Source organism: Xenophilus arseniciresistens, assembly GCF_028023875.1.
Lineage (GTDB): Bacteria > Pseudomonadota > Gammaproteobacteria > Burkholderiales > Burkholderiaceae_C > Xenophilus > Xenophilus arseniciresistens.
In genome coordinates this window covers 332035-357265 of record NZ_JAQIPB010000006.1, presented here as the reverse complement: position 1 = coordinate 357265, position 25231 = coordinate 332035, and the positions used below count along the sequence as shown (strand labels likewise).

The window sequence follows — 25231 nt, the reverse complement described above, 5'->3', positions numbered from 1 at the left end:
GCCCATGTTCAACAGCCGCCCAACGGGCACCGAATCCATGACCCGCTCCACCGCCCTCCTTCCCCAACGCGACACGCGCGCCTGGCAACTGCAGGTGTGGGTGTCCTTCGGGATCGCCGTCTTCCTGTGCGCCACCGGCCTGGCCTGGCTGCCGGGCGAGCGACTGGAGCAGGTCTTCATGGTCATGGGCTATGTGTTCTGCCTCTCGGCCGCCTTCGTGCTGGCCAAGTTCGTGCGCGACCAGCAGTCGGCACGCCGCAGCGCCGGCGACACGCCGATGTGGAAGCTGGTGGTCTGGGGTGGCTTTGCGGTGGCCATGGGCCTGACGGGCTGGGGCCTGCTGGGCATGCAGATCAACGTCACCTACAAGGCCTTTCTGGGCGTGAGCTGGCTCTACCTGATCACCACCGCCTTCACGCTGGCCAAGATGCTGCGCGACCGCCACGAAGCCGACCTGGCCGAAGCCCGCCTGTCCGCCTCGGTCTCGCTGGGCCAGGCCGAACGCGATGCCGCCTGAACCCCGTCATTGATCGAAAAGGAGCCTGCACCATGACTGCACTGTCGATGATCCCGGCCTTGCCTGCGCTCAGGCGCCTGGCCCTGCACCTGGGCCTGGCCGGCGCGCTGCTTGCGGGCGGTTTCGCCGCCAGCCCGGCGCGCGCCCAGAGCGAAGCCTCCGCAGCCCTGTCGCTGTTGCCCGTGGCCTCGGTCGTGGGTTCGGCCACTGCCGCATCTGCCACGGCCGGCTCCGTGGCCGGCGCCGCCGTGGTGCTGCCTGCGGCCCTGTCGGTGGGCGGCGCGCTGCTCACCGTGGTCGCCGTCGATGCCTCGGCGCGCGGCACGGTCTACCTGCTCGAGCGGGCCTCCGATGGCGCGCAGGTCAGCGTGGAAGTCTCGGGCCGCGCGGCTTCGGCCGCGGCCCATGGCGTGGGCACGTTGGTGAGCTGTAGCGTGATCGGCAGCGGCGTGATCCTCTCGGCGGCCGGCGAGGTGCTGGCGTTCATCCCCAACGCGCTGGGCCGCGCGCTGCTGCACAACGAGGTGCTGTGAGCCATGGCCACGCGCAATGCCAGGCCCGTGGCCACCTGCCGCGCCGCCGCAGTGCTCGCGCTGTGCCTGCTGGCCGCAGGCGGCGCGCAGGCCGGGCGCAGTTGTGAAAGCCGGCCCCTCACGGCCGCGCAGATCGAACGCGGCATGCAGCTGGCCGAGCGCACCGCCCGCGCGCTGGACGCCGAACACGCGCGCAGCGGCGCCCAGGTGGTGGTGCTGGCCCGCGCCGGCCAGGACCTGTCGAAGTACCGCCTGCGCTATTCGCACCTGGGCTGGGCCTTGCGCACGGCCGAAGGCCCGTGGCGCGTGGTGCACAAGCTCAACCATTGCGGCACGGCCGTGGGCCAGCTCTACGCGCAGGGCCTGGGCGAATTCTTCCTCGATGACCTGTGGCGCCACGAAGCCGCCTGGATGGTGCCCAGGCCCGAGGTGCAGCAGCGCCTGCTGCCCGTGCTGCAGGACCGCGTGCGCGTGAAAGCGCTGCACCAGCGCGCGTACAGCATGGTCAGCTATGCGTGGGGGCAGAAGTACCAGCAGTCCAACCAGTGGGCTGCAGAAACCCTGGCCGGCGCGATGGAGAGCGGCACCATCCGCACGCGCGAGCAGGCCCAGGCCTGGCTGCGCTTCAAGGGCTATGAGCCCACCACCCTGCGGCTGGGCCCGCTCACGCGCCTGGGCGGCCGCGTGGGCAGCGCCCACATCGCCTTCGACGACCATCCGAACGACAAGCGCTTTTCGGACCGCATCGAGACCGTGACGGTGGATTCAGTGTTCGACTGGCTGCAGCGCGCACAGCTGGCGGACCCAGTGCGCAGGCTCTGAGCCGCGTGGCAGCGCCTGCTGCGGCGCGGCCTGCCCCGCGTGTTCATTCCTTGGCGCCGTGCCCTGCGCGCCGACGGCCGCCACCAGCCCCAGCGCGCCGGGCTGCGCCTGCAGCCACTGCACCACGCGCGCGGCCCGGGTCACGCCCATGCCGCGCACGGGGTACCACCAGCGTGTGCCGGCCTCGTTGATGCGCTCGGTCAGCGCGCCCAGCGTGCCCATGCCGGCCTGGGCCAGGCGCCGGGCCAGAAGCGGGTCGAACCAGTGCTCGACGGCATCACTGGCGCGTGGCACTGCGCTCATGCCAGGGCCTGCGCCGATTCGATGAAGGCCCGCACCGCGTCGAGCTGCGCCGGTACGTTCAGGGCCGGCGCGTGGCCGCAACCGGGCACCTCGATCATCTGCAGGCGCCCCGCCGCGCCCGGCCCGCGCGTGCGCATGGCCTGCACGGCCGAGGGCAGCACCAGGTCGGAATCGGCGCCACGCAGCAGCAGCACGGGCACCTCGATGGCGTCGTAGTGCGGCCAGATCAGGTAGTCGTTCTCGTGCGCCGTGAACTGGCGCACCATGGCCGGGTCGTAGTGCGGCGTCACGCGGCCGTCGGCCAGGCGGCGCGTGGAGCTTTCGGTCAGGCGGCGCCACTGCGCATCGCTGAGCCAGCCATAGGGCTGGTAGACCGTGCGGAAGAAGGCTTCGAGCTCGCCCACCGTGTCGAAGGCCGGCGGCTGGCCCGCATAGGCCTTGATGCGCTCCAGCGCGGGCGCGGCCAGCTCGGGTGCGTTGTCATTGAGCAAAAGGCTCTGGATGCGCGCCTTCATGCGCGGCACCTGCAGGCCCGAGGCGCAGACGGTGCCGATGGCGCCGCCCATCGACGTGCCCACCCAGTGCACACGCGCCAGTTGCAGGTGCTCGCACAGCGCATCGGCCAGTTGCGCATAAAAGCTCAGCTGGTATTCCTCATCCGGCACGGGGCTCCATTGGCTCAAACCGCGACCCAGGGTGTCGGGGCAGATCACGCGAAAGCCGTGCGCCACGAGGTGGCCGGCCAGCTCGTCCATGTCGCGGCCCGTGCGCGCCAGGCCGTGCCAGGCGATCACCGTGGGCGCCTGCGCCGTGCTGGCGGGCTGCCAGTCCATCCAGTGGATCTCGCGCCCGCACAGCTGCGCATAGCAGGAAAGCGGTGTCACGGCGCTCATCGCAGGGCCCTCGCACGCAGCTTGCCGACGATGCCCGTCGGGAAGTAGTACACCGACAGCACGAACAGCAGGCCCAGCCACAGCAGCCAACGGTCGGGCGAAAGCAGCGCGGCCAGCCAGGGCAGCCCGCTCACGGCCTCGTTGCCCAGGCGCAGAAGGTCCTGCAGGTAGCTCTGGGCCACCACGAAGAGCACCGCGCCAATGGCCGCGCCATAGATGGTGCCCATGCCGCCGATCACCACGATCAGCAGCACGTCGATCATGATCTCGAAGGACAGCGAGGTGTCGGGCCCGTTGTAGCGCAGCCAGATGGCCAGCATGGCGCCGGCCAGCGTGGCAAAGAGCGCCGAAAGCACGGCCGACAAGGTGCGATAGACCACCACGCGGTAGCCGATGGCTTCGGCGCGGAACTCGTTTTCGCGGATGGCCTGCAGCACGCGACCAAAGGGCGAGTTGACGATGCGCAGCAAGGCCAGCACCAGCACCACCGCCACGACGAACAGCAGGTAGTAGCACAGCAGGCGCCCATCGAGCGAGACGCCGAAGAAGGGTTCTTCGCTGAACTCGAAGCTCGGCGAGATCAGCTCGGGCAGCTTGAAGGTCAGGCCGTCTTCGCCGCCCGTGAACTCCGACAGCTGCGAGGCCAGGGTCTGGAAGGCCGAGGCCACGGCCAGCGTGATCATCGCGAAGAAGATGGCCCGCACGCGCAGCGAGAACAGGCCGATGGCCAGCGCCAGCAGCATCGACACCACCAGCGAGCACAGCAGGCCGACCAGGATCGCGTCCCAGCCCGGGCCCATGCGCGTGGCCGCGATCGCGATGCCGTAGGCGCCGATGCCGAAGAACATGGTGTGCGCGAAGCTCACGATGCCCGTATAGCCCAGCAGCAGGTCGAAGCTGGCCACCAGCACGATGAAGACCAGGATCTTGGCCGCCACGTTGAGCGCCTTGACGCCCGGGAAGATGAAGGGCGCGAAGGCCAGGCCCAGCAGCACCGCCAGCAACAGCACGGCCAGCACGCGGCTGCGCGGCAGGTCGTTGGAAAGAAGACGTCGGATCATGGATGTGTTCCCTTTGCGCTCAGCGGCTTCCCGCCACGGGGTACACACCCTGCGGCCGCCACAGCAGGATGGCCACCATCAGCGCGATGTTGGAAAACAGCGCCACCTTGGGCGCGATGAAGCCCGTGTAGTTGGCCATCAGCCCCACCAGCAGCGCGCCGATCAGCGCGCCCGTGGTCGAGCCCAGGCCGCCGATGATGATCACGATGAAGATCAGCACGTTGACCTGCGCGCCCATCTGCGGGATCACGCTCTGCTGGTACAGGCCCCACATCACGCCGCCCAGCCCGGCCAGCGCGCTGCCGGCCACGAAGATGCCCACGAAGAGCACGCGGATGCGGTAGCCCAGCGACTCGACCATCTCGCGGTCCTGCACGCCGGCGCGGATCAGCAGGCCGATCTTGGTGCGCGCCAGGGTCCAGGCCAGCAGGCCGAAGACCAGCGCGCCCACCACCACCGCCAGCACGCGGTACTTCTCCACCGCGGCATCGCCCACCATCGGAATGATCCAGGAGCCGCGCAGGCCCTCGGGCAGCGGCAGCGGGATCTGCGCCGGGCCCCAGATCACCTTGATCAGCTCCTCGCCGATGATCATGCCGCCCATGGTGATCAGGATCTGCTTGAGGTGCTGGCCGTACACGGGCCGCACGATGAAGCGCTCGAAAGCCAGGCCCAGTGCGCCGGCCACCAGCATGGCCACCAGCATGGCCGGCAGCACGGCCAGCAGGTTGGTCAGCAGCGATTGGGACTGCGTCCAGTCGCCCATGCTGCCCAGCACGCTCATGGCCACGAAGGCGCCCAGCGCGATGAACACGCCGTGGCCGAAGTTCAGCACGTCCATCAGGCCGAAGACCAGGGTCAGGCCCGAGGCAATGATGAACACGATCATGCCCATGGCCAGCCCCGCCACCGTGAGCGTGAGCCAGGTGCTGGGCGAGCCCACCAGCGGCAGCGCCAGCAGCGCGAGCACGGGCACCAGGGCCAGCGGCTTCCAGTCGAGTTCTGTTTTCAGGAGATTCATAGTGCCAGCCCCAGCAGGCGCTGCTGCAGTTGCGTATCGGCCGAGAACTCGGCCATCGAACCCGCATGCATCACGCGGCCGTTGTCCATCACGGCCACGGTGTCGCCCAGGCGTTGCGCGAAGTGGATGTTCTGCTCCACCAGCAGGATCGTGACGCCAGCGGCCTTGAGCTCACCAAAGGCGTCGATCATGTTGTTGATGATGGCCGGCGCCAGGCCCTTGCTGGGCTCGTCGATGATCAGCAGCTCGCGCGGCTCCACGATGGCGCGCGAGACGGCCAGCATCTGCTTTTGCCCGCCAGAGAGCTTGCCGGCCGGGTGATTCCAGAACTTCTCCACCGCGGGGAAGAGCCGAAAAATCCACTTCAGGCGCATGTCGTCCATGTCCTGCGCGTTGCGCGCGGCACGCGCGGCCAGCAGCATGTTTTCCTTGACCGTGAGGTCGGCAAAGATGCCCATGGTCTCGGGCACGTAGGCGATGCCCAGCCCCGCGATCTGCGGCGTGCTGAGCTGGGTGATGTCGCGCCCCGCGAAGCGCACGCTGCCCTGCGACGCATGCCACAGGCCCATGATGGTGCGCAAGGTGGTGGACTTGCCCGCGCCATTGCGCCCCAGCAGCATGGTGAGCTCGCCCTTGGGCACCTGCAGGTCGACGCCGTGGAGGATGTGATAGGCGCCGATGTGCGTCTGCACGCCCTGGAGTTCAAGCAGATTCATGCTGCCTCCTTCGCCACGCCCAGGTAAGCCTCTTGCACCACCGGCGAGGCGATCACCTCGGCCGGCTCGCCATCGGCCACCAGCGTGCCGTTGTGCAGCACGATGATGCGGTCGGCCAGCTCGCGCACCACGTCCATCTTGTGTTCCACCAGCAGGATGGTCTTTGACTTGTCCTGCTTGAGTTTGCGGATCAGGTCGAGGATCACCGGCGCCTCGGCCGCGTTCATGCCGGCCGTGGGCTCGTCGAACATGAAGACCTCGGGCTCCAGCGCCATCAGCAGCGCCACTTCGAGCTTGCGCTGGTCGCCGTGCGGCAGGCTGGCCACCACGTCGTGTTCGCGCGCCTTCAGGTGGGTCTGGGCCAGCAAGGCATCGGCACGCTCGGTCAGTTGCCGGTGGTCGCTCCAGATGCTCCACAGGTTCAGGCCGCGCCGGTGCGGCCCTTCATGCGCGGCCTGCACGGCCAGGCGCACGTTCTCCAGCACCGAGAGGTTGGGGAACAGGTTGGTGAGCTGGAAGGCGCGGCCCAGGCCGGCACGCGTGCGCGCGGATGCAGGCAATGCTGAAAGCTCGCGGCCGTTGAGCAGCACCTTGCCGGCCGTGGCCCGGAGCTGGCCGGAGATCAGGTTGAAGTAGGTGGTCTTGCCCGCGCCGTTGGGGCCTACGATGGCCGTGAGCGTGCCGGGCGCAAAGCGGCAGCTCACGGCATTCACCGCCACATGCCCGCCGAAGCGGATGGTCAGGTTCTGGGTCTCAAGCAATTTCCGTGTCTCCCCGGGAGTCATCAATCAGTAGCAGGTGCCGATCTGGTAGTAGCCGCTGGCGGTCTTCTTCAGCGTGGTGGTGATGTAGATGTTCCACAGTCCCATGGCCTGGTTGGAGCCATAGGCATAGGTGAAGCCATAGAGCGCGTAGGCGCGCGCGGCCAGGGTGTGGCTGTAGTTGTCGGTGGTGGTGCACACCGGCGTCATGCCCGTGGTGCTGGCCGTGGCGGTGGCCGATGCGGCGCCGCGCGCGCCGCTGGCGTCCACGGCCTTGACGCTCCAGCTGTAGCTGCTGCCGGCCACGAGGTCGCTGTCGGTGTAGGTGGTGCTGGTGAGCGGCGTGGCGTTGCGCCGCCCGCCATTGCGATACACCACATAGCCGGCCGCGCCGGGCACGGCCGACCAGCTCAGCTTCATGCTGCTGGCCGTGGCGTTCGAGGTGCTCAGGCTGCCCGGCGCGGCCAATGCGGCGGTGGCTGAACCGCCCGCCAAGTGCTTGACCATCGCATGCACGGCCGCCATCTGGGGGCCGGACTTCTTCGCATAGTCGGCGCTGTCGTAGCCCCACCAGTCCCAGCAGCTGTTGGTGGCCGTCACGCCGGTCTGCGGGTACAGCACCACGATGTTGTTGGTGTCGGCCCAGCGGTTGTAGCCCGTGTTGCGCACGAACTGCTCGCCCATGTCGGCCGTGTTCTGCTTGCAGCCATGCAGGGCCACATGCAGGCGGCACTCGGTGCTGCCGCTGGCGCAGGCGGCCGGCACATAGGCCCAGCCGGTCTGGGCCATCGCATGACCGCCCACGAAGCCGCGCTGGTCGAACTCGATGAAGCTGCCGCCCAGCGCCGCCGCGTTGCGCGCATTGAGCGGGCCGTGGATCTGCTGCAGCAGCGCGCCGGCCAGGTCGAAATTGCAGTCGTTGACGTAGGGCTCGGCCTTGACGGAGCAGGCGCTGCCGTAGTCGTCGGTCACCATCGCGTGCTCGGCCGCCAGATCCTTCTTGTAGAGGATGTTGGCGGCGGGCACGAAGGCGCCGTAGTAGCTGTTGAGGTCGTCCACCACCGCGGTCTTGACCGAGCTGTCCAGGGTGCCGGAGAACAGGTAGATGCGGCTGCCCGCAAGGTTGGAGACGGGGTCGATCAGCCCGCTCGTGGCCCACGACTGCGTGGTCGATACCAGGCTGCTCACGGGGATGCTCGTGTCATGCGCCATGCAGCGCCCCGTGGCGTAGACCACCGAGCCGTCGGCGCAGTTGTAGGGCCCGGCCGCCACGACGCCCGCCCCCTTCTTGAAGGTGGCCGAATAGGCCACATGCAGCTGCACCGCCATGTAGCCGCCCGAGGAAATGCCCGAGACGCTGATCTGCGCCGGGTCGATCCGCAGCTCGGGCAGCGGCGTGGCCAGTGCCGCGCCGGCCGCGCCCGCCAGCATCCAGGCCGAAACGAGCACACCGGCGGCGCGCCTGCAGGGCGCTGCGATCTTCTGCATGGTGGTTCTCCTGCGAGGGCTAAAGGGGTGGCAGCGGGCGCTGCCCCCTGGGCGGGTGCCATGGCGCCTGCGCCCACGGCACGCGAAGCGACGATCTCAGCGCTTGTTGCGGATCGGGATGTCCATCTCGGAAGCCTTGATCTCGCGCACCAGCTCGGGCACGCCCCAAGCGAAGGCCGGATCGTTCTTGATCTTGAAGTGGTACATGCTCTGCATGGCCTGGTGGTCTTCCTTGCGGAAGGTCATCTGGCCCTTGGGCGTGTCGAAGCTCATGCCTTCCATGGCCGTGATGAGCTTGTTGGTGTTGACGTCGCCACCGGTCTTCTTGAGCGCCGTCACCGCGGCCATCGCAGCCGTGAAGCCACCGGCCGTGAAGAAGTCCGGCGGGCTCTTGAACTGCTTGTAGTGCGCAGACACCAGCGCCTCGTTCACCGGGTTCTTCGGGATGCCGAAGTAGTAGTAGGTCGCGCCTTCCATGCCCGGGAACTGCTTGTAGCTGGCCATGGCGGGCAGGATGTTGCCGCCCGTGGCCACCTCGATGTTGTAGCGCTTCAAGTCCAGGTCGGCGATCTTGAAGGGGTTGCCCGCGCCCGCCCACACGATCCAGATGATCTTGCGGCCCGGCTGGTCCTTGAGCTTGTCGATCAGGCGCTGCGCGCCGGCCGTGAAGTCGGTGGTGTTCTGCGGCAGGTATTCCTCATGGACGATCTTGGCCTTCTTCACAGCGTCCTTGAAGGCCTTCACGCCATCGCGGCCGAAGGCGTAGTCCTGCGCCAGCGTGGCGATGCTGGTGCCTTCCTTGTCCAGCGCCACGGCATTGCTGATCGCATCCTGGCTCGAGTTGCGGCCGGTGCGGAAGATGTACTTGTTCCACTTGTCGCCCGTGATCGAGTCGGCCACGGCGGGCTCGACGATCAGGATCTTCTTGTACTCCTCGGCCACCGGCAGCAGGGCCAGCGCCACGCCCGAAGAGCTGGGGCCGATGGCCAGCGCCGCCTTGTCGTCGGCATAGGCCGCGGCCAGCTGCGACTTGCCCAGGTCGGGCTTGCCCTGGTCGTCCTTCTCGATCACGACGATCTTCTTGCCGTTGACGGTCATGGTGCCGCCAGTGGCGTATTCCAGGCCCATCATCAGGCCCACCTGCGTCTGCTTGCCGTAGGCCTCCAGCGGACCGGTCTTGCTGTAGACGTGCGCAATGCGGATCTCGTTGGACTGCGCGAGCGCAGGCACCGAGGCACCGAAGGTGGCGATGGCGGCAGCGGCCATGAGATGGCGACGGATCATGAGTGTGTCTCCTTGTTCGAATGACTGAATATTGCACAGTCCGTGCCAGCACTGAAATGCGTTGATATTTATACGTTTTTCATCAATCCAGCCCTGTCACTGCCTGCGTTTCATCCAATTGAATTGTCTGTTTTTCAGTCAATTGTCTGAATCGCGATCAGGGCTTTCCCGATCCATCGTCGCGCGCTGTTCGAGCCATTTCAGCAGGCCATCGAGCGCGGGGCACAGCGCCTGGCCCCAGGCCGTCATGCGGTAGTCCACGCGCGGCGGCACTTCCGGGTGGACGGTGCGCTGCACGATGCCGTCCGCCTCCAGTTGCCGCAGCTGCTGCGCCAGCATCTTCTGGGAGATGCCGTCGATGCGCTTCTCCAGATCGGAAAAGCGCTGCACCTGGCCGTCGAACAGGTGAAAGAGGATGACCAGCTTCCAGCGCCCTTCCAGCAGGCTCAGCGTCGCCTCCACATCGATGGCGGCCGACAGCGGCGTGTAGCTCGGCCGCCTGGCCTTTTCAGGGGCACTTACTTCCAGGTGCGTGCTTGTCATCGCCTGAGCCTATCCCGAGCATCGGCGCTTCGCAATTGAGCCAACACACCGCCGCTACAGCCATGACCCATTCGCTTCCCTCCCCCGTCGCCCGCTACTTCGAGTCGGAACGCCTGAACGACGCCGCGCTGTTCGCCGGCTGCTTCACCGACGACGCCCGGGTGCGCGACAACGGCCACATCGCCCAGGGCCTGGACGCCATCCGCGCCTGGCGGGAGGGTGAACGCAAGCGCTACCAGTTCAGCGTGTCGACACTGGGCAGCACGCAGACTGGCACCGCCTGCCATGTGCTGACGCGCCTGACCGGCACTTTTCCGGGCGGCACGGTGGACCTGATGCAGGTCTTCGAGCTGCGGGACGGGCGCATCGCTGCCCTGGACATCCGCCTGCCGGTCGAACTCGAAGGCCGCCGCGCGCTGGTGACCGGCGGCACCAAGGGCATCGGCCAGGCGGTGGTCGCGCAGCTGGCCACGGCCGGCGCGTGCGTGCTGTCCACCGCCCGCGGCGTTCCTGCCGGGCACAAAACCCCGGCCGGCGTCTCTTTCGTCCAGGCGGACCTCTCCACCACAGAAGGCTGCGACACGGTGGCCCAGGCCGTCGAATCGCTGTGGGGCGGGGTCGACATCCTCGTACACGTCGTTGGCGGATCGAACGCGCCCGGCGGCGGCTTCAAGGCGCTCGACGATGGCGCCTGGCAGCGGGCGCTCGACCAGAACCTGCTGCCGGCCGTGCGCCTGGACCGCGCGCTGGTGCCGGGCATGCTCGCGCGCGGCGCGGGCGTGGTGGTGCATATCACCTCCATCCAGCGCGAACTGCCCCTGCCCGACGCCACCACCGCCTACGCCGCAGCCAAGGCCGCCCTGTCGACATACAGCAAGAGCCTGTCAAAAGAGACATCGCCACGCGGCGTGCGGGTGGTGCGCGTGTCGCCGGGCTGGGTGGAAACCGAAGCGGCCACCGGGCTGGTCGAATCGATTGCGCGTCAGAACGGCACGGATGCCGAGGCCGCCCGGCAGGCGCTGATGGCTTCGCTCGGCGGCATCCCGATCGGCCGGCCGGCCCGGCCGCAGGAGGTGGCGGACCTGGTCGGCTTCCTGGTGTCGTCACGGGCGCAGGCCATCACCGGCACCGAGTACGTGATCGACGGCGGCACCGTGCCTACCGCCTGAGCGCGCCCGCGCCGTCGGCCATGCGGTCGTACAGCGTGGCCCGCGAGATGCCCAGCAGCCGCGAGGCCGCCAGCTTGTTGCCACCGGTCGAAGCCATTGCGGCATCGATCGCACGCGCTTCCAGCTCGGCGATCTGTGCCGCCAGGGGCCGCAGCAGCAAGGCGTCGTCGTCCGAAGCGGCCGCGCCGGCCAGGGCGGCCACGGGTTCGGGCGCGGCGATCTTCTCCAGCCCTGTTTCGGCCAGCACGCGCTTGATCTCTTCGCCGTCGATGCGCTGCATGTCGCTGCGCATGCCGATCTGCTCCAGCACATTGCGCAGCTCGCGCGTGTTGCCGCGCCAGTGCTGCGCGGCCAGCAGCGCCAGTGCGTCGGCCGTCAGCTCCGGTGGCGCTTCGCCGCTGCGCTGTGCGATGTCGTCGCCGAAGGCCTCCACCAAAGCCGGAATGTCGCTGCGCCGCTCGCGCAGCGGCGGCACGCGGATCGGCAGCACGTTCAGGCGGTAATACAGGTCTTCGCGAAAGCGGCCCTGGCGCACCAGCTCCGGCAGGTCGCGCGAGGTGGCGGCGATCACGCGCGCATCAAAACGCACCAGCTGGTTCGAGCCCAGCGGCTCGATCTCGCCTTCCTGCAGCGCGCGCAGCAGCTTGGCCTGCAGGGTCAGCGGCATGTCGCCGATCTCGTCGAGAAACAGCGTGCCGCCATCGGCGAACTTGAACTTGCCCTCACGCCCGCGCCGGTCGGCGCCCGTGAAGGCGCCAGGCGCGAAGCCGAAGAACTCGGCCTCCAGCAAGGTGTCGGGCACCGCCGCGATGTTGACGCTGACAAAAGGCCCGGCCGAGCGGGCAGAGGCACCATGGATGGCATGCGCGAGCAGCTCCTTGCCGGTGCCCGTCTCGCCCAGCAGCAGCACCGGGCTGCTCGACTGCGCGGCCCGACGCGCCTGGCGCTTGACCTCCACCGCCGCCGCGCTGGCGCCAATGAAGCTGGCGAAGCTGTGCTTGGCCTGGCGCGGCGCTTCACCGCTGCGCGCCACGCGGCCGCGCTGGCTGGCCAGCTCGCGCCGCGCCTCGTCCAGGTCGCGCTGCAGCAGCGCGAACTTGGCCATCAGCGGCTGCAGCGCGGTCTGCGCATGGTCGAACAGCACGATGCCGATGGCGCCGATCACCGGCCCGTCGCCCTGCGCGCTTTCCTCGCGCAGCGGCAGGCGGCTCACGGCGAAGGTGCCGGCCTTGTTGGTCAGCAGGTCCACCAGCACGGGCTCGCCCGTTTCCAGCACGCGGCGCATCTGCGTGTTGGGGATCACGTCCTCCACCATGTGGCCGACGAACTGCTCCACCCGCTCGAAACCCAGTGCCGGCAGGAAGCGGCGGTAGCCCTCGTTGATCCAGACGATGCGCCCCGTGCGGTCGATCAGGAACATGCCCTGGCTGATGCTGGAAAAGAGCTGGAACATCGAGCGCGCGGCCAGGCCGAGGATGCCCTTGGCATCGAGCGGCAGCGCGGCAGACGGGGAAACGATAGCCATGGGCCGGATCGTAGCGCGCGCCCCAAGGGCCAGGGGGCGCGCGGCCCCGGCCCTCAGTCCACCTTCACCTGGAACAACACGAAGCCCGTCCCCCCCGGCGCCACGGTGCCGGTGAACTTCCAGCCGATGGGCCCGGTGCCGCCTGCCGGCTGCGCATCCGCGCAGGCCACGGGCGCGGCCGGCGGCGCATTGGCCGGGGTGGTCTTCTGGCAGGCCGTCAAGCTGGCTGGCGTCGTGCCCTGCGTCGCACTCACAAACGTGGTGTAGCCCGGCGTGGTGTCGTTGACGGTCATGGCGCTGATGGGCGCATCGCCGTTGTTGGTGTAGGTGATGCGGTACTCCAGCGTCTCGCCCGACTTGGCCTGGTTGTTCACCCCGAAGGCCGCGCTCTGCGTGACGTTGCGCACTTCCTTCCTCAGCTCCAGCGCCGTGCTCGAGACCGTGGTGATGTCCTCCAGCGTGAAGCTGGCACCCAGCGCCGGGTTGGCATTGAGGTAGTCGAAGTCGGCCCGGATCGTGAGCTTGTTGCTGGCCCCCATGGGCGCGTTGGCCGGCACGAACTGCTTGACGATCACGCAGACCTTGCCCGCGAAGGCCACCGCCGTGGTAGCGGTGCCCGGCGGGTACAGCTGCTGCGCGCCCGGCTGCAGGCTGCCCGTGCAGAGCGGGTCCGCGAAGATCTCCGCGGCCCAGCCTGCCAGGGCCGGGGTGGCGGTCTCGCTGGCGATGCCAAAGCGCACCTGCCCCCCGGTGCCGGCCGTGAAGGTGTGGGGGTAGGTCACGGTGCTGCCGGGCAAGGCCGTCTTGGCGCCGCTGGTGGCGAAGCTGCTGTTGTCCACGTCGCCGAAGTTCAGGTTGGCGTGGCCCGTGCCGTTCCAGCTGAAGGCGATGCGATCAGGTGTGCCCGTGCGCGTGTAGGTGTAGCTGCCGCCGGCCGCAGCCGTGGCGCTGCCCGAAGGCAGAGCGGTGTTGCCCACCGAGGCCCCGGTGGAGATGCGCGTGGCCGGGCTGTTGACCTGCTCCACGCACAGGGCCGCGCCCGCTGCGGTGCCGCTGGGCACGCTCAGGCTGTAGCTGCCCGTGCCGTCGGTCACGCCGCTGGCGTACACGGTGGCCGCGCAGTTGGTCAGGCGCACCGCGATGCCCGCCTGGGGCGCCTCGCCGCCATTGAGGATGCCGTCGTTGGCCGTGCCGCCGCCCGTGCCGTTGTCCAGGAACACCTTGCCGCTGACCGCGGGCACGGCCGGCGTGTTGGTGATCACGCAACTGATCGCATCGCTCGCGGCCGGCGTGACGTTGATGGGCAGCGTGGTGAGCGCGCTCACGTCCGTGGGGCCGGTGTTGCTGCAGGTCACGCTTTGCGTGTAGTTGGCCAGCGCAGAGGTGCTACCTGCGGCCATCGCTTCGTTGAGCGTGTAGGCCGTGCCTGCGGTGGCGGTGAAGGTGTAGGCCGGGGACGTCACGGCTGTTCCCGTGCCGGCAGTGGTCACCGCCGCAGGCGCGCCTGTGCCGGTGGCCGACAAGGTGAACTGGTCGTTCGCTGCGATGCGCCCTGCCCCGCCCAGGGCCTTTTGCAGCGTGATGCTCGGCCCGAGGGTCGAGGTGTTGGTCAGCACGCAGCGCAGGTTGGCGCCCGACAGCGGGATGATCACGCGCCCGGCCACAGGGTCGAAGACCTCGTTGGTCGGCAGGCTGGAAGCGGGCATGACGCCCGCAGCATCGGTACAAGTGAGCCTGCCGCTGTAGTTGCCCAGCACGGCGCCTGCCGCGCCCGCCTCGGTGAGGGTGTAGGCCGTGCGGGGGGTAGTGCGCACGTCGCCCGTGGTGCCCGTGCCGGCATTGACCGTGGCGCCGCTGCCGGTGGTCGTGGAGGCAGCCGTGGAATTGACGACCGTGCCATTGACGCCACCCGTGCGCACCGCGACCGTGAACTGGTCGCCCGCAACGGCACGGCTGCCGCTCAGCGCCTTGCTGAAGTTGATCGTTGAGGTGCTGTTGGTCACGATGCAGCTGGCCACCGTGTCCCTGGGCACGCTGGCGATGCTGATCGTGTTGCCATTGAGCATGGGTGTGAGCCCGTCGGAACAGGTCACGCTGTTGAGCACGAAGCCCGGTGCGGGTGTTTCGGTGATGGTGACGTTGGCGCTTGCCCCCGGGCTCTTGATGAGCAGCGGCTGGGCATTGGTGCGCGTGGCGCTGGCGTCATAGAGCACGGGCGTGTTGACCGCGGCCGTGGTGATGCTGGCCGTGGTGCCGCCACCGCCCATCGTGGTGTCCACGTTGGTGCCGGTGGTGAAGTTGAAGGTGCCCGTGCCCCCTGCGCTGGTCTTGGCCAGGCAGACGCCGGTGTTGAGGATGGACACGGCGGTTCGCACCGTCATGTCGTCCGAGGTTCCACCAAAGGACTGCGCGGTGAAGCGCAGCAGGCCCGAGATGGGGATGCCCGTGGGCAGGCGCAGGCGCACCATGCGGTCCGTCGCCTCGGCCAGGGCACCGCAACCACTGACGCATGAAGCGCCATTGGATGCAGTGGCGGCATCCGAATTCAGGTTGAGCGTTCCGTCATTGGTATTGACGGTCCAATAGGTGACGCCGCCATAGGACAGGCTCAGCCTCGACGCGTTTCCGGCGGATCCCGTGCTGATGATCCCGTTGCGAAAGCGCCAGCTGAAAGTAAGCAGCGCGCCCGGCGTCACACCCGAAACAGACTGGCTCAAGGTGGCCGTGCCGCTGTCCTCGTTCATCGTCACCGCGCCGCTGCTGACCGCATCCCAGTTCGACTTGACCCATTCGGCAGCGGTGAAATTGGTCCCGGAGATGACGGGATCCGCGTTGCAGGTCAGGGCTGCAGGGTCCCCACCGTTCGGCCCGGGGTCGATGATGGTCGCGGGCGTGTTGGTGATCGTGCAGCTGATCGCATCGCCGGCCACCGGCGTCACGTTGATCGGCAGCGTGCTCAGGCCGCTGACGTTCGTCGGGCCTGTGTTCGTGCAGCTGACGGCCTTGTCGTACTGCACCAGCGCCGAGGCGCTGCCCGCGGCCATGGCCTCGTTCAGCGAGTAGCTCGTGCCCGGCGTCGCGTTGAAGCTGTAGGCCGCCGAGGTGATGGCCGTGCCGCTGCCCGTGGTGGTCAGCGCCGCAGGCGCGCCCGTGCCGCTGCCCGACAGCGTGAACTGGTCGCTGGCGCTGATGCGGCCGGAGCCGCCCAGCGCTTTCTGCAGGCTCAGTGTTGCTGGCTTGGGCGTGTTGGTGACCGTGCAACTGACCGCATCACCCACCTGCGGGGTGACATTGATGGGCAGGCTGTTGATGCTGCTGACGTTGGTAGGCCCGGTGTTGGTGCAACTCACGGCCTGGCTGTACTGCGTCAGCAGCGAGGAACTGCCTGCGGCCATCGCCTCCGTCAGCGCATAGGCCGTGCCGGGTGTGGCCGTGATGGTGTAGGCCGCGGAGCTGACCGCAGCGCCCGTGCCTGTGGTCGTGACGGCAGCAGGTGCCCCCGTTCCGGTGCCCGACAGCGAAAACTGGTCACCGCCCGAAATGCGCCCCGTGCCGCCCAGCGCCTTCTGCAGCGTGATGGTCGGCGCGGTGGTGGAGATCCCCAGGCACTGGTCCGTCACGCCATTGACCAGGTTGACCGGCAGCGCCGAGATGTTGCCGCTCGCGTTGGTGGTGGCGGCGCTCGGGCAGGTGGCGGCGCCCTGCCCTGGCGCGCTGGTGACCTGCACGGTGATCTGGCAACTGGAAGGGCCGGCCGGCAGCGAGCCGGCTGCCAGCAGGATGGTTGACCCTCCCGCCGCGCCCGTCACCAGGCCGCCGCACTGATTCAAGGCTGGCGCCTGGGCCAGCACCAGCCCTGCGGGCAGGGTGTCGGTGAAAGTCAGGCCCGCCTGCAGCGGCACACCGGCCAGGCTCTGGATGGTGAAGGTCAGGGTCGCCGTTCCGCCCTGCACGATGGCGGAGGGCGAGAACGCCTTCGTCAGCACCGGCAGCAGCCGCTCATTGGACAGCGTGCAGGTGTAGCTCGTCCCCGGCACGAAGGTGTTGGCCGGAATGGCCGTGGGCGTGTAGGCGGCGCCCGTCGTGCCCACGTTCGTGGCCGTGTGCACGGCCACGCCATCGCTGTCACGCCTGCAGACCATGCCGGTGCCGCGCCAGTTCAGCACGCCGGCCTCCCGCGGCGACGTGGCGGCTGCAGGGTTGGTGATCACCACATAGGTGCTCGGGCCGGTCGCCGCATTGAAGCTCATGCCGCTGGCCGGCAGGCCGTTGCTGGCGATGTTGTTGCTGAAGCTCTGGTTGACGCCCGCGACCGGCGAGGTGGACTTGGCCAGGCGCACCACGGCTGCGCCGTTTGAGAAGGTGCAGGTGTAGTCGTTGCCGGCCTTGAAGGTGCCGGCTGGCACCGCCGTGGTGTAGGCGGTGTTGACTGCAGTGGCCGGCGTGGTGTTGGTCAGCACCGCCGCGCCGGTGGTCTCGCCGTTGAAGCCCGTGTCGGCCGCGCAGGACAGGCCCATGCCGCGCCAGCCCGCCACGGCGTTCTCGGTCAGGTTGCCCGCCGCCAGCGACGTGGGCACGGCATAGGCCGAGGCGCCGCTGCTCGCATTGATGGTGGTGGCCGGCAGGCCGTTGAAGGCCGCCACCGTGAAGTTCTGGTTCTGCCCGGCCGGCAGCGTCGTCTTCTGGAAGCGGATGCGGGTGGCCCGGTTCTCGAAGGTACAGACGATCTTGGCGAAGGGCCGGAGGTTGGCGGCCGGGATCGTCAGCACGGCGCCTGCGAGCGTTCCGAAGCTGGCGGGGTTGCCCGTGGTCGCGGCGTTGGTGTCGGTGCAGCTCGCGCCCGTGAGCGCATGGTTGGCCGGCACCGTCTCCGTCACGGTCACGGGCTGCGCCGTGTTGCTGACAAGGGCCGTCAGGGCCGAGTTGGCAGCAACGCCGTCGCTGGTGGTGCTGATGCTGTCGGTGCTGCTGCCCAGGTTCGTCATCGCGAACCCGAAGGTGCCCGTTGCGCCCGTGCTCCTCTTGGCCAGTTGCACGGTCGGAATCGACGGGTCGCTGGGAGCGGCGAAGAAGTCGATGTCGCGCGTCTCGGCGTAGTTCAGTTGGTTGCCAGTCGCTGCCGAAGGCGTGCTTCCCGACTGATTGGGATAGATGCGGGTCGCGTAGTACGAGGTCACGATCCATCGGACCGTCTTCACGTTGGCCACTGCCGTCGCGAAGCATGAATCCACCGTGGGCGGCGGATTGGTGTCGTTCGAGGGCGACGTGACGCTGGATGGCGTCTGGGGATTGGGGTCGGTATAGGCGGGTGTCGTGGCCAGCACGGCGCCGCTGGCATCAAGCAGCTGGAAGGACCACTGGTAGGGCTGGATGTCGCGCACGCCCCAGGCGTTGTTCACGCGCACCGTCTTGACGGTGTGCGGGCTGCTGAAGGTGAACGTGATGGGGTTGGCCGCAGTCGACGAAATGATCCGTGCGTTGGTTTCCAAGACGTCGTTGGGGTTCGCAGCAGCGTCGTTGTTGTTGAGGAAGGTGCAGGGGCGCGAAGCGTCGCAGCTTCCGCCCGAGACGGTGAGCGTCGCGTCTGCAACGCGCGGGCCGGGCGCGGCGCAGGTCTGCGCAAGCGCCTGTGCCGAAAGCAACGCAAGGCCTGCCACGCAGCCCTGAAGAAGCAGGCGCCGCGCTGCCCCAAGCACCCCGGTACGTGGTGCACAGCTGGCGGCTTTGGGCTGCGGTGCGCCTGCAGCAGCAGGGCGTTCAATGGATGAAGTCATCTGGATAGCCATGGATGGAGCGCCGGAACTCGTGTTCGGCGCCGCGCCCTTCTGCGGGCAAATGGCGGCTCCCTTGATCCAGCCGTCATCCGCCATGCATGGCCAGCCGCTGGAAACGATCGCACCGTTCAATCGATCTTCACCTGGAACAGCACGGTGCCGGTGCCGCCGGGCGCGAGGGAGCCAGTGAACTTCCAGCTGATCGGGCCGGTGCCACCCACGGGTTGTGCATCGGTGCACGGCACGCCGGCCGCCGGCAAGGCATTGGCCGGCGTGTTCTTGACGCAATTGGTGAGCGAGGCCGGCGTGGTGCCAGCCGTGGCGCTCACGAAGGTGGTGTAGCCCGGCGTGGTGTCGTTGACCGTCATGCTGCTGATGGGCGCCGGGCCGTTGTTGGTGTAGGTGATGCGGTACTCCAGCGTCTCGCCCGACTTGGCCTGGTTGTTCACGCCGAAGCTCGCGCCCTGCGTGACGTTGCGCACTTCCTTTCTCAGCTCCAGTGCCGTGGTCGACACCGTGGTGATGTCCTCCAGCGTGAAGCTGGCGCTGAGCGCGGGATTGGCGTTGAGGTAATCGAAGTCGGCCTGCACCGTCAGCCTGTCATTCGCGCCCGGCGGCGCGTTAGCAGGAATGAAGTGCTGCACCACGATGCACACCTGGCCCGCAAATGCGACCGGCGTGGCCGCGGCCGTTGGCGGATACAGCTGCGCGGCACCGGGCTGCAGGCTGCCCGTGCATCCGGGGTCGGCAAAGATCTTTGCGCTCCAGCCGCTGATGGCCGGCGTGGCGGTTTCACCGGCAATGCTGAAACGCACCTGCCCGCCAGTGCCGGCCGTGAAGGTATGCGGGTAGGTCACTGTGGCGCCCGGCGAGCCGTTCTTGGCGCCGCTGGCCGCAAAGCTGCTGTTGTCCACGTCGCCAAAATTCAGGTTGGCGTGGCCGGTGCCATTCCAGCTGAAGGCGATGCGATCGGGCGTGCCCGTGCGCGTGTAGGTATAGCTGCCGCCGGCCGCAGCCGTGGCGCTGCCCGAAGGCAGCGCGGTGTTGCCCACCGAGGCCCCGGTCGACACCCGCGTGGCCGGGCTGTTGACCTGCTCCACGCACATCGCCGTCCCCGCTGCGGTGCCGCTGGGCACGCCCAGGCTGTAGCTGCCCGTCGCGTCGGTCACGCCGCTGGCGTACACGGTGGCCGCGCAGTTGGTCAGGCGCACCGAAATGCCCGCCTGGGGCGCTTCACCACCATTGAGGATGCCGTCGTTGGCCGTGCCGCCGCCCACGCCGTTGTCCAGGAAGACGCGGCCGCTGACCTTGGGCGCTACGGGGGTGTTGGTGATCACGCAGCTGATCGCGTCGCCCATGGCCGGCGTGACGCTGATGGGCAGTGTGCTGATGCCACTGACGTTGGTTGGGCCGGTATTGGTACAGGCCACTGCCTGGCTGTACTGCGCAAGGGTCGAAGCACTGCCCGCGGCCATCGCTTCATTGAGCGTGTAGGCCGTGCCCGCAGTCGCCGTGAAGCTGTATGCAGCAGAACTGACGGTCGTGCCTGTGCCTGTGGTGCTCACCGCCGCAGGCGCCCCGGTTCCAGTGCCGGACAGCGAGAACTGGTCAGCCGCAGCAATGCGCCCCGTGCCGCCCAGCGCCTTCTGCAAGCTCAGCGTCGGTGCTTTCGGACTATTGGTGATCAAGCAACTGATCGCATCGCCCGCCACCGGCGTGACGTTGATGGGCAATGTCGTCAGGCCGCTGACATTGGTTGGACCCGTGTTGGTACAGGCCACCACCTGGCTGTACTGCGCCAGGGTAGAAGCACTGCCCGCGGCCATCGCTTCGTTGAGCGTGTAGGCCGTGCCAGCAGTCGCCGTGAAGCTGTAGGGCGTGGAAGTGATCGCCGCTGCCGTACCGGTCGTGTTCTTGGCCACTGGCGCGCCCGTTCCAGTGCCGGACAAGGCGAACTGGTCAGCCGCAGCAATACGCCCCGTGCCACCCAATGCCTTCTGCAGGCTCAACGTCGGCGCCTTCGGGCTGTTGGTGATCAAACAGCTGATCGCATCGCCCGCCACTGGTGTGACGTTGATGGGCAACGTGGTCAGACCGCTGACGTTGGTCGGCCCGGTATTGGTACAGGCCACCACCTGGCTGTACTGCGCCAGGGTAGAAGCACTGCCCGCGGCCATCGCTTCATTGAGCGTGTAGGCCGTGCCAGCCGTAACGGTAAAGCTGTAAGCCGCTGAAGTGACGGCAGTGCCCGTGCCGGTGGTGTTGATCGCCGCAGGCGCCCCAGTTCCAGTACCAGACAGCGAGAACTGATCGGCCGCAGCAATACGACCCGTGCCACCCAGCGCCTTCTGCAGGCTCAGCGTCGGCGCCTTCGGGCTGTTGGTGATCAAACAGCTGATCGCATCGCCAGCGACCGGCGTGACGCTGACCGGCAACGTGGTCAGGCCGCTGACGTTGGTCGGGCCGGTGTTGGTACAGGCCACCAACTGGCTGTATTGCGCCAGGGTTGAAGCACTGCCCGCAGCCATCGCTTCATCAAGCGTATAGGCCGTGCCTGCGGTGGCTGTGAAGCTGTATGCGGCCGAGCTAATGGCCGTGCCTGCGCCTGTGGTGGTCACTGCAGCTGGCGCGCCCGTGCCGGTGCCAGACAACGAGAACTGGTCTGCCGCAGCAATGCGCCCCGTGCCGCCCAGCGCCTTCTGCAAGCTCAGCGTCGGAGCCTTGGGACTGTTGGTGATCACGCAACTGATCGCATCACCAGCCACCGGCGTGACGTTGATGGGCAACGTGGTCAGGCCACTGACATTGGTCGGACCCGTGTTGGTACAGGCCACCACCTGGCTGTACTGCGCAAGCGTCGAAGCGCTGCCCGCGGCCATCGCTTCGTTGAGTGTGTAGGCCGTGCCCGCAGTCGCCGTGAAGCTGTATGCAGCAGAACTGACGGCCGTGCCTGTGCCTGTGGTGCTCACCGCCGCAGGCGCCCCGGTGCCCGTGCCAGACAGCGAGAACTGGTCTGCGGCTGCAATACGCCCTGTGCCACCCAGAGCCTTCTGCAGGCTCAGCGTCGGAGCCTTCGGGCTGTTGGTGATCAAACAGCTGATCGCGTCACCCGCCACCGGCGTGACATTGATCGGCAGCGTGGTCAGGCCGCTGACGTTGGTGGGACCCGTGTTGGTACAGGCCACCACCTGGCTGTACTGGGCCAAGGTCGAGGTGCTGCCCGCTGCCATCGCTTCGTTAAGCGTGTAAGCGGTGCCTGCGGTGGCCGTGAAGGAATACGCCGCCGAGCTAACGGTGGTTCCCGCACCCGTGGTGTTGACCGCCGCGGGCGCTCCCGTCCCAGTGCCAGACAAGGCGAATTGATCCGCCGCCGCAATACGGCCGCTTCCGCCCAACGCCTTCTGCAGGCTCAGCGTAGGCGCTTTCGGGCTGTTGGTGATCAAACAGCTGATCGCATCACCGGCCACAGGCGTGACATTGATGGGCAGCGTGGTCAGGCCACTGACGTTGGTGGGGCCCGTGTTGGTACAGGCGACCACCTGGCTGTACTGCGCCAGGGTCGAAGCACTGCCTGCGGCCATCGCTTCATTGAGCGTGTAAGCCGTGCCGGCCGTGGCGGTGAAGCTGTACGGCGTGGAAGTGATCGCTGCCGCCGTGCCGGTCGTGTTCTTGGCTGCGGGCGCGCCCGTGCCAGTTCCGGACAAGGCAAATTGATCCGCTGCCGCAATGCGCCCCGTGCCACCCAGCGCCTTCTGCAGACTCAGCGTCGGCGCCTTGGGCGTGTTGGTGATCGTGCAACGCAGGTTGGCACCCGCCACGGGCGTGATCGCGCGGCCCGCCGCGGGGTCGAAGGCTTCATTGGTCGGCAGACTCGCAGCCGGCGTGAGCCCGGCCGAGTCGGTACAGGTCAGGCGCGCGTCGTAATTCGCAAGATTGGCCCCCGCGGCGCCTGCCTCCGTGAGCGTGAAGCTCTGACCGGGCGTGGCGAGGAAGTCGCCCGTGGTGCCCGTGCCGGCATTCACCGTGGCGCCGCTGCCGGTGGTGGTGGCCGTTGCGGTGGAACTGACCACCGTGCCGCTCACGCCGCCGGTGCGCACCGCCACCGAGAACTGGTCTCCAGCGGCAACCCGACTACCGCCCAACGCCTTGGTCAGGTTGATGATCGACGTGCTGTTGGTGAAGGTACAGGTCGCCACCGTGTCCAGCGGCACGCTGGCAATGGTGACCGTGTTCGTGGCGGCATTGAGCACCGGCGTCACGCCGACGCAGGAGACATCGCTCAACACGAAGCCCGGTGCCGGCGTTTCGGTCACGGTGACGTTGGCACTTGCCCCGGGGTTCTGCACGAGCAGCGGCTGGTTGTTGGCGCGCGTGCTGCTTGCGTCGTAGTAGTAGAGCGTGTCCGCCGCAGAGGTGGTGATGCTGGCCGTGGTGCCCCCGCCGCCCATCGTCGTGTCCACGCCCGTGGTGCTGAAGTTGAAGGCCCCCGTGCCGCCCACGCTCTTCTTGACCAGGCAGATGCCCGTGTTGGTCATCGTGATCGGCCCCTTGATGCGGGGGTCGTCATAGCCGCCGGTCAGGTTGCCGATGGTGCGTGCCCTCAACGCCAGGTTGCCGTTCATGGGAATGCCGACGGGCAGGCGCAGGCGCACCGTCCGGTCCACGTTCGGCCCCATGCCGGCGCAGCCGCTCAGGCAGGTGGCGCCGTTGCTGGCGGTCGATGCCGGGCTGTTGGTCACGCCGTCGGCCGCGCTGTCACCCGTCCAGTAGTTGATGCCGCCATAGTTCAACGTTATCCGTATGGCATTTCCGTTGTTGCCACCAGAGGCGTTCTGGTAGCTCCAGGTGAAGGTCACCGTAGCGCCGGGCGAGACACCTTGCAGCATCTGGCTCAAGGTCGCGTCCAGCGAGTCGTTGCTGGATGCAACCTGCCCCCCGGTCACGCTGCCCCAACCGCTCTTGACCCAGGCCGGGTTGGTGAAGTCGCCGCCGGCGATGATGGGATCGCCGTTGCAGACCGGGTAATTCAGATCAATGCCGCCCGGGCCTGGGTCAATGGGCGGCGGCGTGTTCGTGACCACGCAACTGATGTTGTCGCCAGCCACCGGCGTGACGGTGGCCGGCAGCGAAGTCAGGCCGATGACGTCCGTCGGCCCGCTGTTGGTGCAGCTCAGCTCCTGGGTGTACTGCGCCAGCGTCGAAGCGCTGCCGGCCGCCATCGCTTCGTTGAGCGTGTAGGCCGTACCCGGCGTGGCCGTGATGCTGTAGGCCGCCGATGTGACGGCGATGCCCGTGCCGGTGGTGTTGATCGCCGCTGGCGCCCCCGCGCCGCTGGCCGACAGCGTGAACTGGTCGCTGGCCGCAATGCGACCCGTGGTGCCCAATGCCTTCTGCAAGGTGATTGGCACGGGCTTGGGCGTGTTCGTGTAGGTACACACGATCAGCTTGCCCTCGTCGCCCGCGCCGATCACGAGCGTATTCGCGACCTGCCCGTTGGTGCCACTCAGCGCATTCGCCGTCGCGCCGCCGTCGGCAGTGCAGGCCAGCACCGTGTTGTAGTCGGCCAGCGAGCCGGTGGGCATCGTTTCTGCCGGCAGCGTGATGGTGTTCCCCACCGACACCACCACCGCGGTGCCGCTGTTGGCGGCATTGGGAGCCACGGCATTGAAGGCCGCGGTATTGCTCGGGCTGCCGGCGTTGGTGCCGCCGCTGCTGGCACCGATGGCCGCGGTGTTGCCGCTTGCACTGCCGGTGCCCCAGCTCTTGGCCAGTTGCAGGGTGGCCGTGCGGTTGAACTGGATCACCACCAGGCCGGCGCCGCCGTTGCCCGCCTTGGCGCCGCCCACGCCGATGCCGGCCACATATTGCGAGTCGGTGCCGCTGGCCACGGCCTGCCGGTTGCCCGCGACGGTGCTTCCGCCCGTGATGCTTGCCGAGAGAAAGCTGGAGCCGCCGGCACCACCACCTTCCTGGCCAATACTGCTGTTGGCCCCACCACTCGTGCAGTTGCCTGCAAGAAGCTGCCCCTGGCCGCCGCCGCCGCCGAAATGGCCACCGCCACCGCCGCCGCCGCCGCCGGCGTTGAGAACGAGACTGCCCCCACCCGTGCCCCCCGTGAGCGCAGCACCGTTCGCACCTGGATTGCCGCCTGTGCCGCCCGTGCCACCTGCTGCCGCGCCACCCGCGGTCGCCGCGACGCCCGCGACACAGCCGGTATTGAAAGCAGCGTTCTGTCCTCCGGCACCGGCAAAGCTCTGGGCGGAGGCCGTGGTCGAATTGGATGCCGTGGCAGCGGCCGACCCGCCACCACCGCCCGCCGTGATCAGTTCCTCATTGCTGAGCGCGTCATGGATGCCGGAACGGCCACCGCCGCTGCCCCCATCCCAGTCGTCAAGGGTGGCCACGCCACCGGCGCCGCCACCGCCAAAGGTTTGCGCGCCGCCCCGGCTCACGCCCGGCGAGCCGGTCACAACAGTCAGGTTCTGCCCGGGCGTGACAGGCAGCGTGCCCTGGGCAAACCCGCCGCCGCCACCAAGGCCCGTCAGCAGAATCGCATTGTTGGCCCCCGCGCCGCCGCCGCCGGCCCCCCACAGCTTGACCCTCAGCGAAGTGACGCTGGGAGGAACCGTGAATGTCTGGTTGGCACCTGAGTTGGTGATGCGCACGCAGGTGTTGAAGCCCGCATCCGGCGTGCAGGCAACCTGCGCGGCCCAGCCCGGCGCGGTGCCGATGCAAAGCCAGCCGACGCACGCCGCCGCCAGGCCGCGTGCAAGCGTGGAAAACAAGCTTCCTGCGCGTGGACCGCGCGGCGCCAGCGGTCT

General features: G+C 68.2%; 16 protein-coding genes and 1 pseudogene. 5 read left to right on the top strand and 12 right to left on the bottom strand.

What is annotated here, in order from left to right:
- The first annotated feature begins 37 nt into the window (after positions 1-37).
- From PGB34_RS14415 to PGB34_RS14405, 3 genes are read left to right on the top strand one after another with little or no spacing between them, the layout of a single operon-like run.
- On the top strand, positions 38-517 hold the full coding sequence (locus PGB34_RS14415) for a YiaA/YiaB family inner membrane protein (RefSeq protein WP_271428774.1): 480 nt from the start codon (positions 38-40) through the stop codon (positions 515-517).
- 47 nt (positions 518-564) lie between these two features.
- Positions 565-1050: a hypothetical protein gene (locus tag PGB34_RS14410; protein WP_271428869.1), complete on the top strand. Its 486-nt coding sequence runs from the start codon at positions 565-567 to the stop codon at positions 1048-1050.
- Between the two features lie 3 nt (positions 1051-1053).
- Complete coding sequence (locus PGB34_RS14405; protein ID WP_271428773.1) at positions 1054-1872, top strand: DUF2145 domain-containing protein; 819 nt, start codon at positions 1054-1056, stop codon at positions 1870-1872.
- Here PGB34_RS14405 and PGB34_RS14400 read toward each other — a convergent pair.
- From PGB34_RS14400 to PGB34_RS14360, 9 genes are all read right to left on the bottom strand, one after another.
- On the bottom strand, positions 1816-2175 hold the full coding sequence (locus PGB34_RS14400; RefSeq protein WP_271428772.1) for a phage integrase family protein: 360 nt from the start codon (positions 2173-2175) through the stop codon (positions 1816-1818). The two genes, PGB34_RS14405 and PGB34_RS14400, sit on opposite strands and share 57 nt — an antisense overlap.
- Positions 2172-3068, bottom strand: a complete 897-nt coding sequence (locus PGB34_RS14395; RefSeq protein ID WP_271428771.1) for an alpha/beta fold hydrolase — start codon at positions 3066-3068, stop codon at positions 2172-2174. Before PGB34_RS14395 ends, PGB34_RS14400 begins: the two co-directional genes overlap by 4 nt.
- Positions 3065-4129, bottom strand: a complete 1065-nt coding sequence (locus PGB34_RS14390) for a branched-chain amino acid ABC transporter permease (RefSeq protein ID WP_271428770.1) — start codon at positions 4127-4129, stop codon at positions 3065-3067. Before PGB34_RS14390 ends, PGB34_RS14395 begins: the two co-directional genes overlap by 4 nt.
- 19 nt (positions 4130-4148) lie before the next feature.
- Positions 4149-5150: a branched-chain amino acid ABC transporter permease gene (locus PGB34_RS14385; RefSeq protein ID WP_271428769.1), complete on the bottom strand. Its 1002-nt coding sequence runs from the start codon at positions 5148-5150 to the stop codon at positions 4149-4151.
- Positions 5147-5866: an ABC transporter ATP-binding protein gene (locus PGB34_RS14380; RefSeq protein WP_271428768.1), complete on the bottom strand. Its 720-nt coding sequence runs from the start codon at positions 5864-5866 to the stop codon at positions 5147-5149. The genes PGB34_RS14385 and PGB34_RS14380 overlap by 4 nt, the downstream gene beginning before the upstream one ends.
- On the bottom strand, positions 5863-6627 hold the full coding sequence (locus PGB34_RS14375; RefSeq protein ID WP_271428767.1) for an ABC transporter ATP-binding protein: 765 nt from the start codon (positions 6625-6627) through the stop codon (positions 5863-5865). The genes PGB34_RS14380 and PGB34_RS14375 overlap by 4 nt, the downstream gene beginning before the upstream one ends.
- A gap of 27 nt (positions 6628-6654) precedes the next feature.
- Entirely contained in the window at positions 6655-8115 is a 1461-nt protein-coding gene (locus tag PGB34_RS14370; RefSeq protein ID WP_408647894.1) for an extracellular catalytic domain type 2 short-chain-length polyhydroxyalkanoate depolymerase, read from the bottom strand.
- Between the two features lie 96 nt (positions 8116-8211).
- Positions 8212-9399: a substrate-binding domain-containing protein gene (locus PGB34_RS14365; RefSeq protein ID WP_271428766.1), complete on the bottom strand. Its 1188-nt coding sequence runs from the start codon at positions 9397-9399 to the stop codon at positions 8212-8214.
- Positions 9400-9537: 138 nt separating this feature from the next.
- Positions 9538-9942 (bottom strand): winged helix-turn-helix transcriptional regulator, encoded by a 405-nt coding sequence (locus tag PGB34_RS14360; protein WP_271428765.1) that lies wholly within the window; start codon positions 9940-9942, stop codon positions 9538-9540.
- Between the two features lie 62 nt (positions 9943-10004).
- Here PGB34_RS14360 and PGB34_RS14355 point away from each other — a divergent pair.
- Both PGB34_RS14355 and PGB34_RS14350 read left to right on the top strand, forming a co-directional pair.
- A pseudogene (locus PGB34_RS14355) lies at positions 10005-10304 on the top strand (nuclear transport factor 2 family protein); the annotation flags it as partial.
- 18 nt (positions 10305-10322) lie between these two features.
- Positions 10323-11111 carry an SDR family oxidoreductase gene (locus PGB34_RS14350; RefSeq protein WP_271428867.1) on the top strand — a complete coding sequence of 263 codons (789 nt, stop codon included), beginning with the start codon at positions 10323-10325 and terminating at the stop codon, positions 11109-11111.
- Here the strand turns inward: PGB34_RS14350 and PGB34_RS14345 are convergent.
- The 3 genes from PGB34_RS14345 to PGB34_RS14335 form a co-directional block, all read right to left on the bottom strand.
- Entirely contained in the window at positions 11101-12636 is a 1536-nt protein-coding gene (locus PGB34_RS14345) for a sigma-54 interaction domain-containing protein (RefSeq protein WP_271428764.1), read from the bottom strand. The genes PGB34_RS14350 and PGB34_RS14345 overlap by 11 nt on opposite strands.
- 53 nt (positions 12637-12689) lie before the next feature.
- A complete protein-coding gene (locus PGB34_RS14340; RefSeq protein ID WP_271428763.1) occupies positions 12690-18293 on the bottom strand; it encodes a prealbumin-like fold domain-containing protein in 5604 nt (1867 codons plus the stop codon).
- Positions 18294-18538: 245 nt separating this feature from the next.
- The gene (locus tag PGB34_RS14335) at positions 18539-25195 is read right to left on the bottom strand and encodes a prealbumin-like fold domain-containing protein (RefSeq protein WP_271428762.1); all 6657 of its coding nucleotides are present in this window, start codon (positions 25193-25195) and stop codon (positions 18539-18541) included.
- Between the last annotated feature and the right edge of the window lie 36 nt (positions 25196-25231).

Bases quoted from the DNA above. Each gene is read 5' to 3' on its own strand.
- PGB34_RS14415 (WP_271428774.1), top strand. From the start codon at position 38: ATGACCCGCTCCACCGCCCTCCTTCCCCAACGCGACACGCGCGCCTGG.
- PGB34_RS14410 (WP_271428869.1), top strand. From the start codon at position 565: ATGATCCCGGCCTTGCCTGCGCTCAGGCGCCTGGCCCTGCACCTGGGC.
- PGB34_RS14405 (WP_271428773.1), top strand. From the start codon at position 1,054: ATGGCCACGCGCAATGCCAGGCCCGTGGCCACCTGCCGCGCCGCCGCA.
- PGB34_RS14400 (WP_271428772.1), bottom strand. From the start codon at position 2,175: ATGAGCGCAGTGCCACGCGCCAGTGATGCCGTCGAGCACTGGTTCGAC.
- PGB34_RS14395 (WP_271428771.1), bottom strand. From the start codon at position 3,068: ATGAGCGCCGTGACACCGCTTTCCTGCTATGCGCAGCTGTGCGGGCGC.
- PGB34_RS14390 (WP_271428770.1), bottom strand. From the start codon at position 4,129: ATGATCCGACGTCTTCTTTCCAACGACCTGCCGCGCAGCCGCGTGCTG.
- PGB34_RS14385 (WP_271428769.1), bottom strand. From the start codon at position 5,150: ATGAATCTCCTGAAAACAGAACTCGACTGGAAGCCGCTGGCCCTGGTG.
- PGB34_RS14380 (WP_271428768.1), bottom strand. From the start codon at position 5,866: ATGAATCTGCTTGAACTCCAGGGCGTGCAGACGCACATCGGCGCCTAT.
- PGB34_RS14370 (WP_408647894.1), bottom strand. From the start codon at position 8,115: ATGCAGAAGATCGCAGCGCCCTGCAGGCGCGCCGCCGGTGTGCTCGTT.
- PGB34_RS14365 (WP_271428766.1), bottom strand. From the start codon at position 9,399: ATGATCCGTCGCCATCTCATGGCCGCTGCCGCCATCGCCACCTTCGGT.
- PGB34_RS14360 (WP_271428765.1), bottom strand. From the start codon at position 9,942: ATGACAAGCACGCACCTGGAAGTAAGTGCCCCTGAAAAGGCCAGGCGG.
- PGB34_RS14345 (WP_271428764.1), bottom strand. From the start codon at position 12,636: ATGGCTATCGTTTCCCCGTCTGCCGCGCTGCCGCTCGATGCCAAGGGC.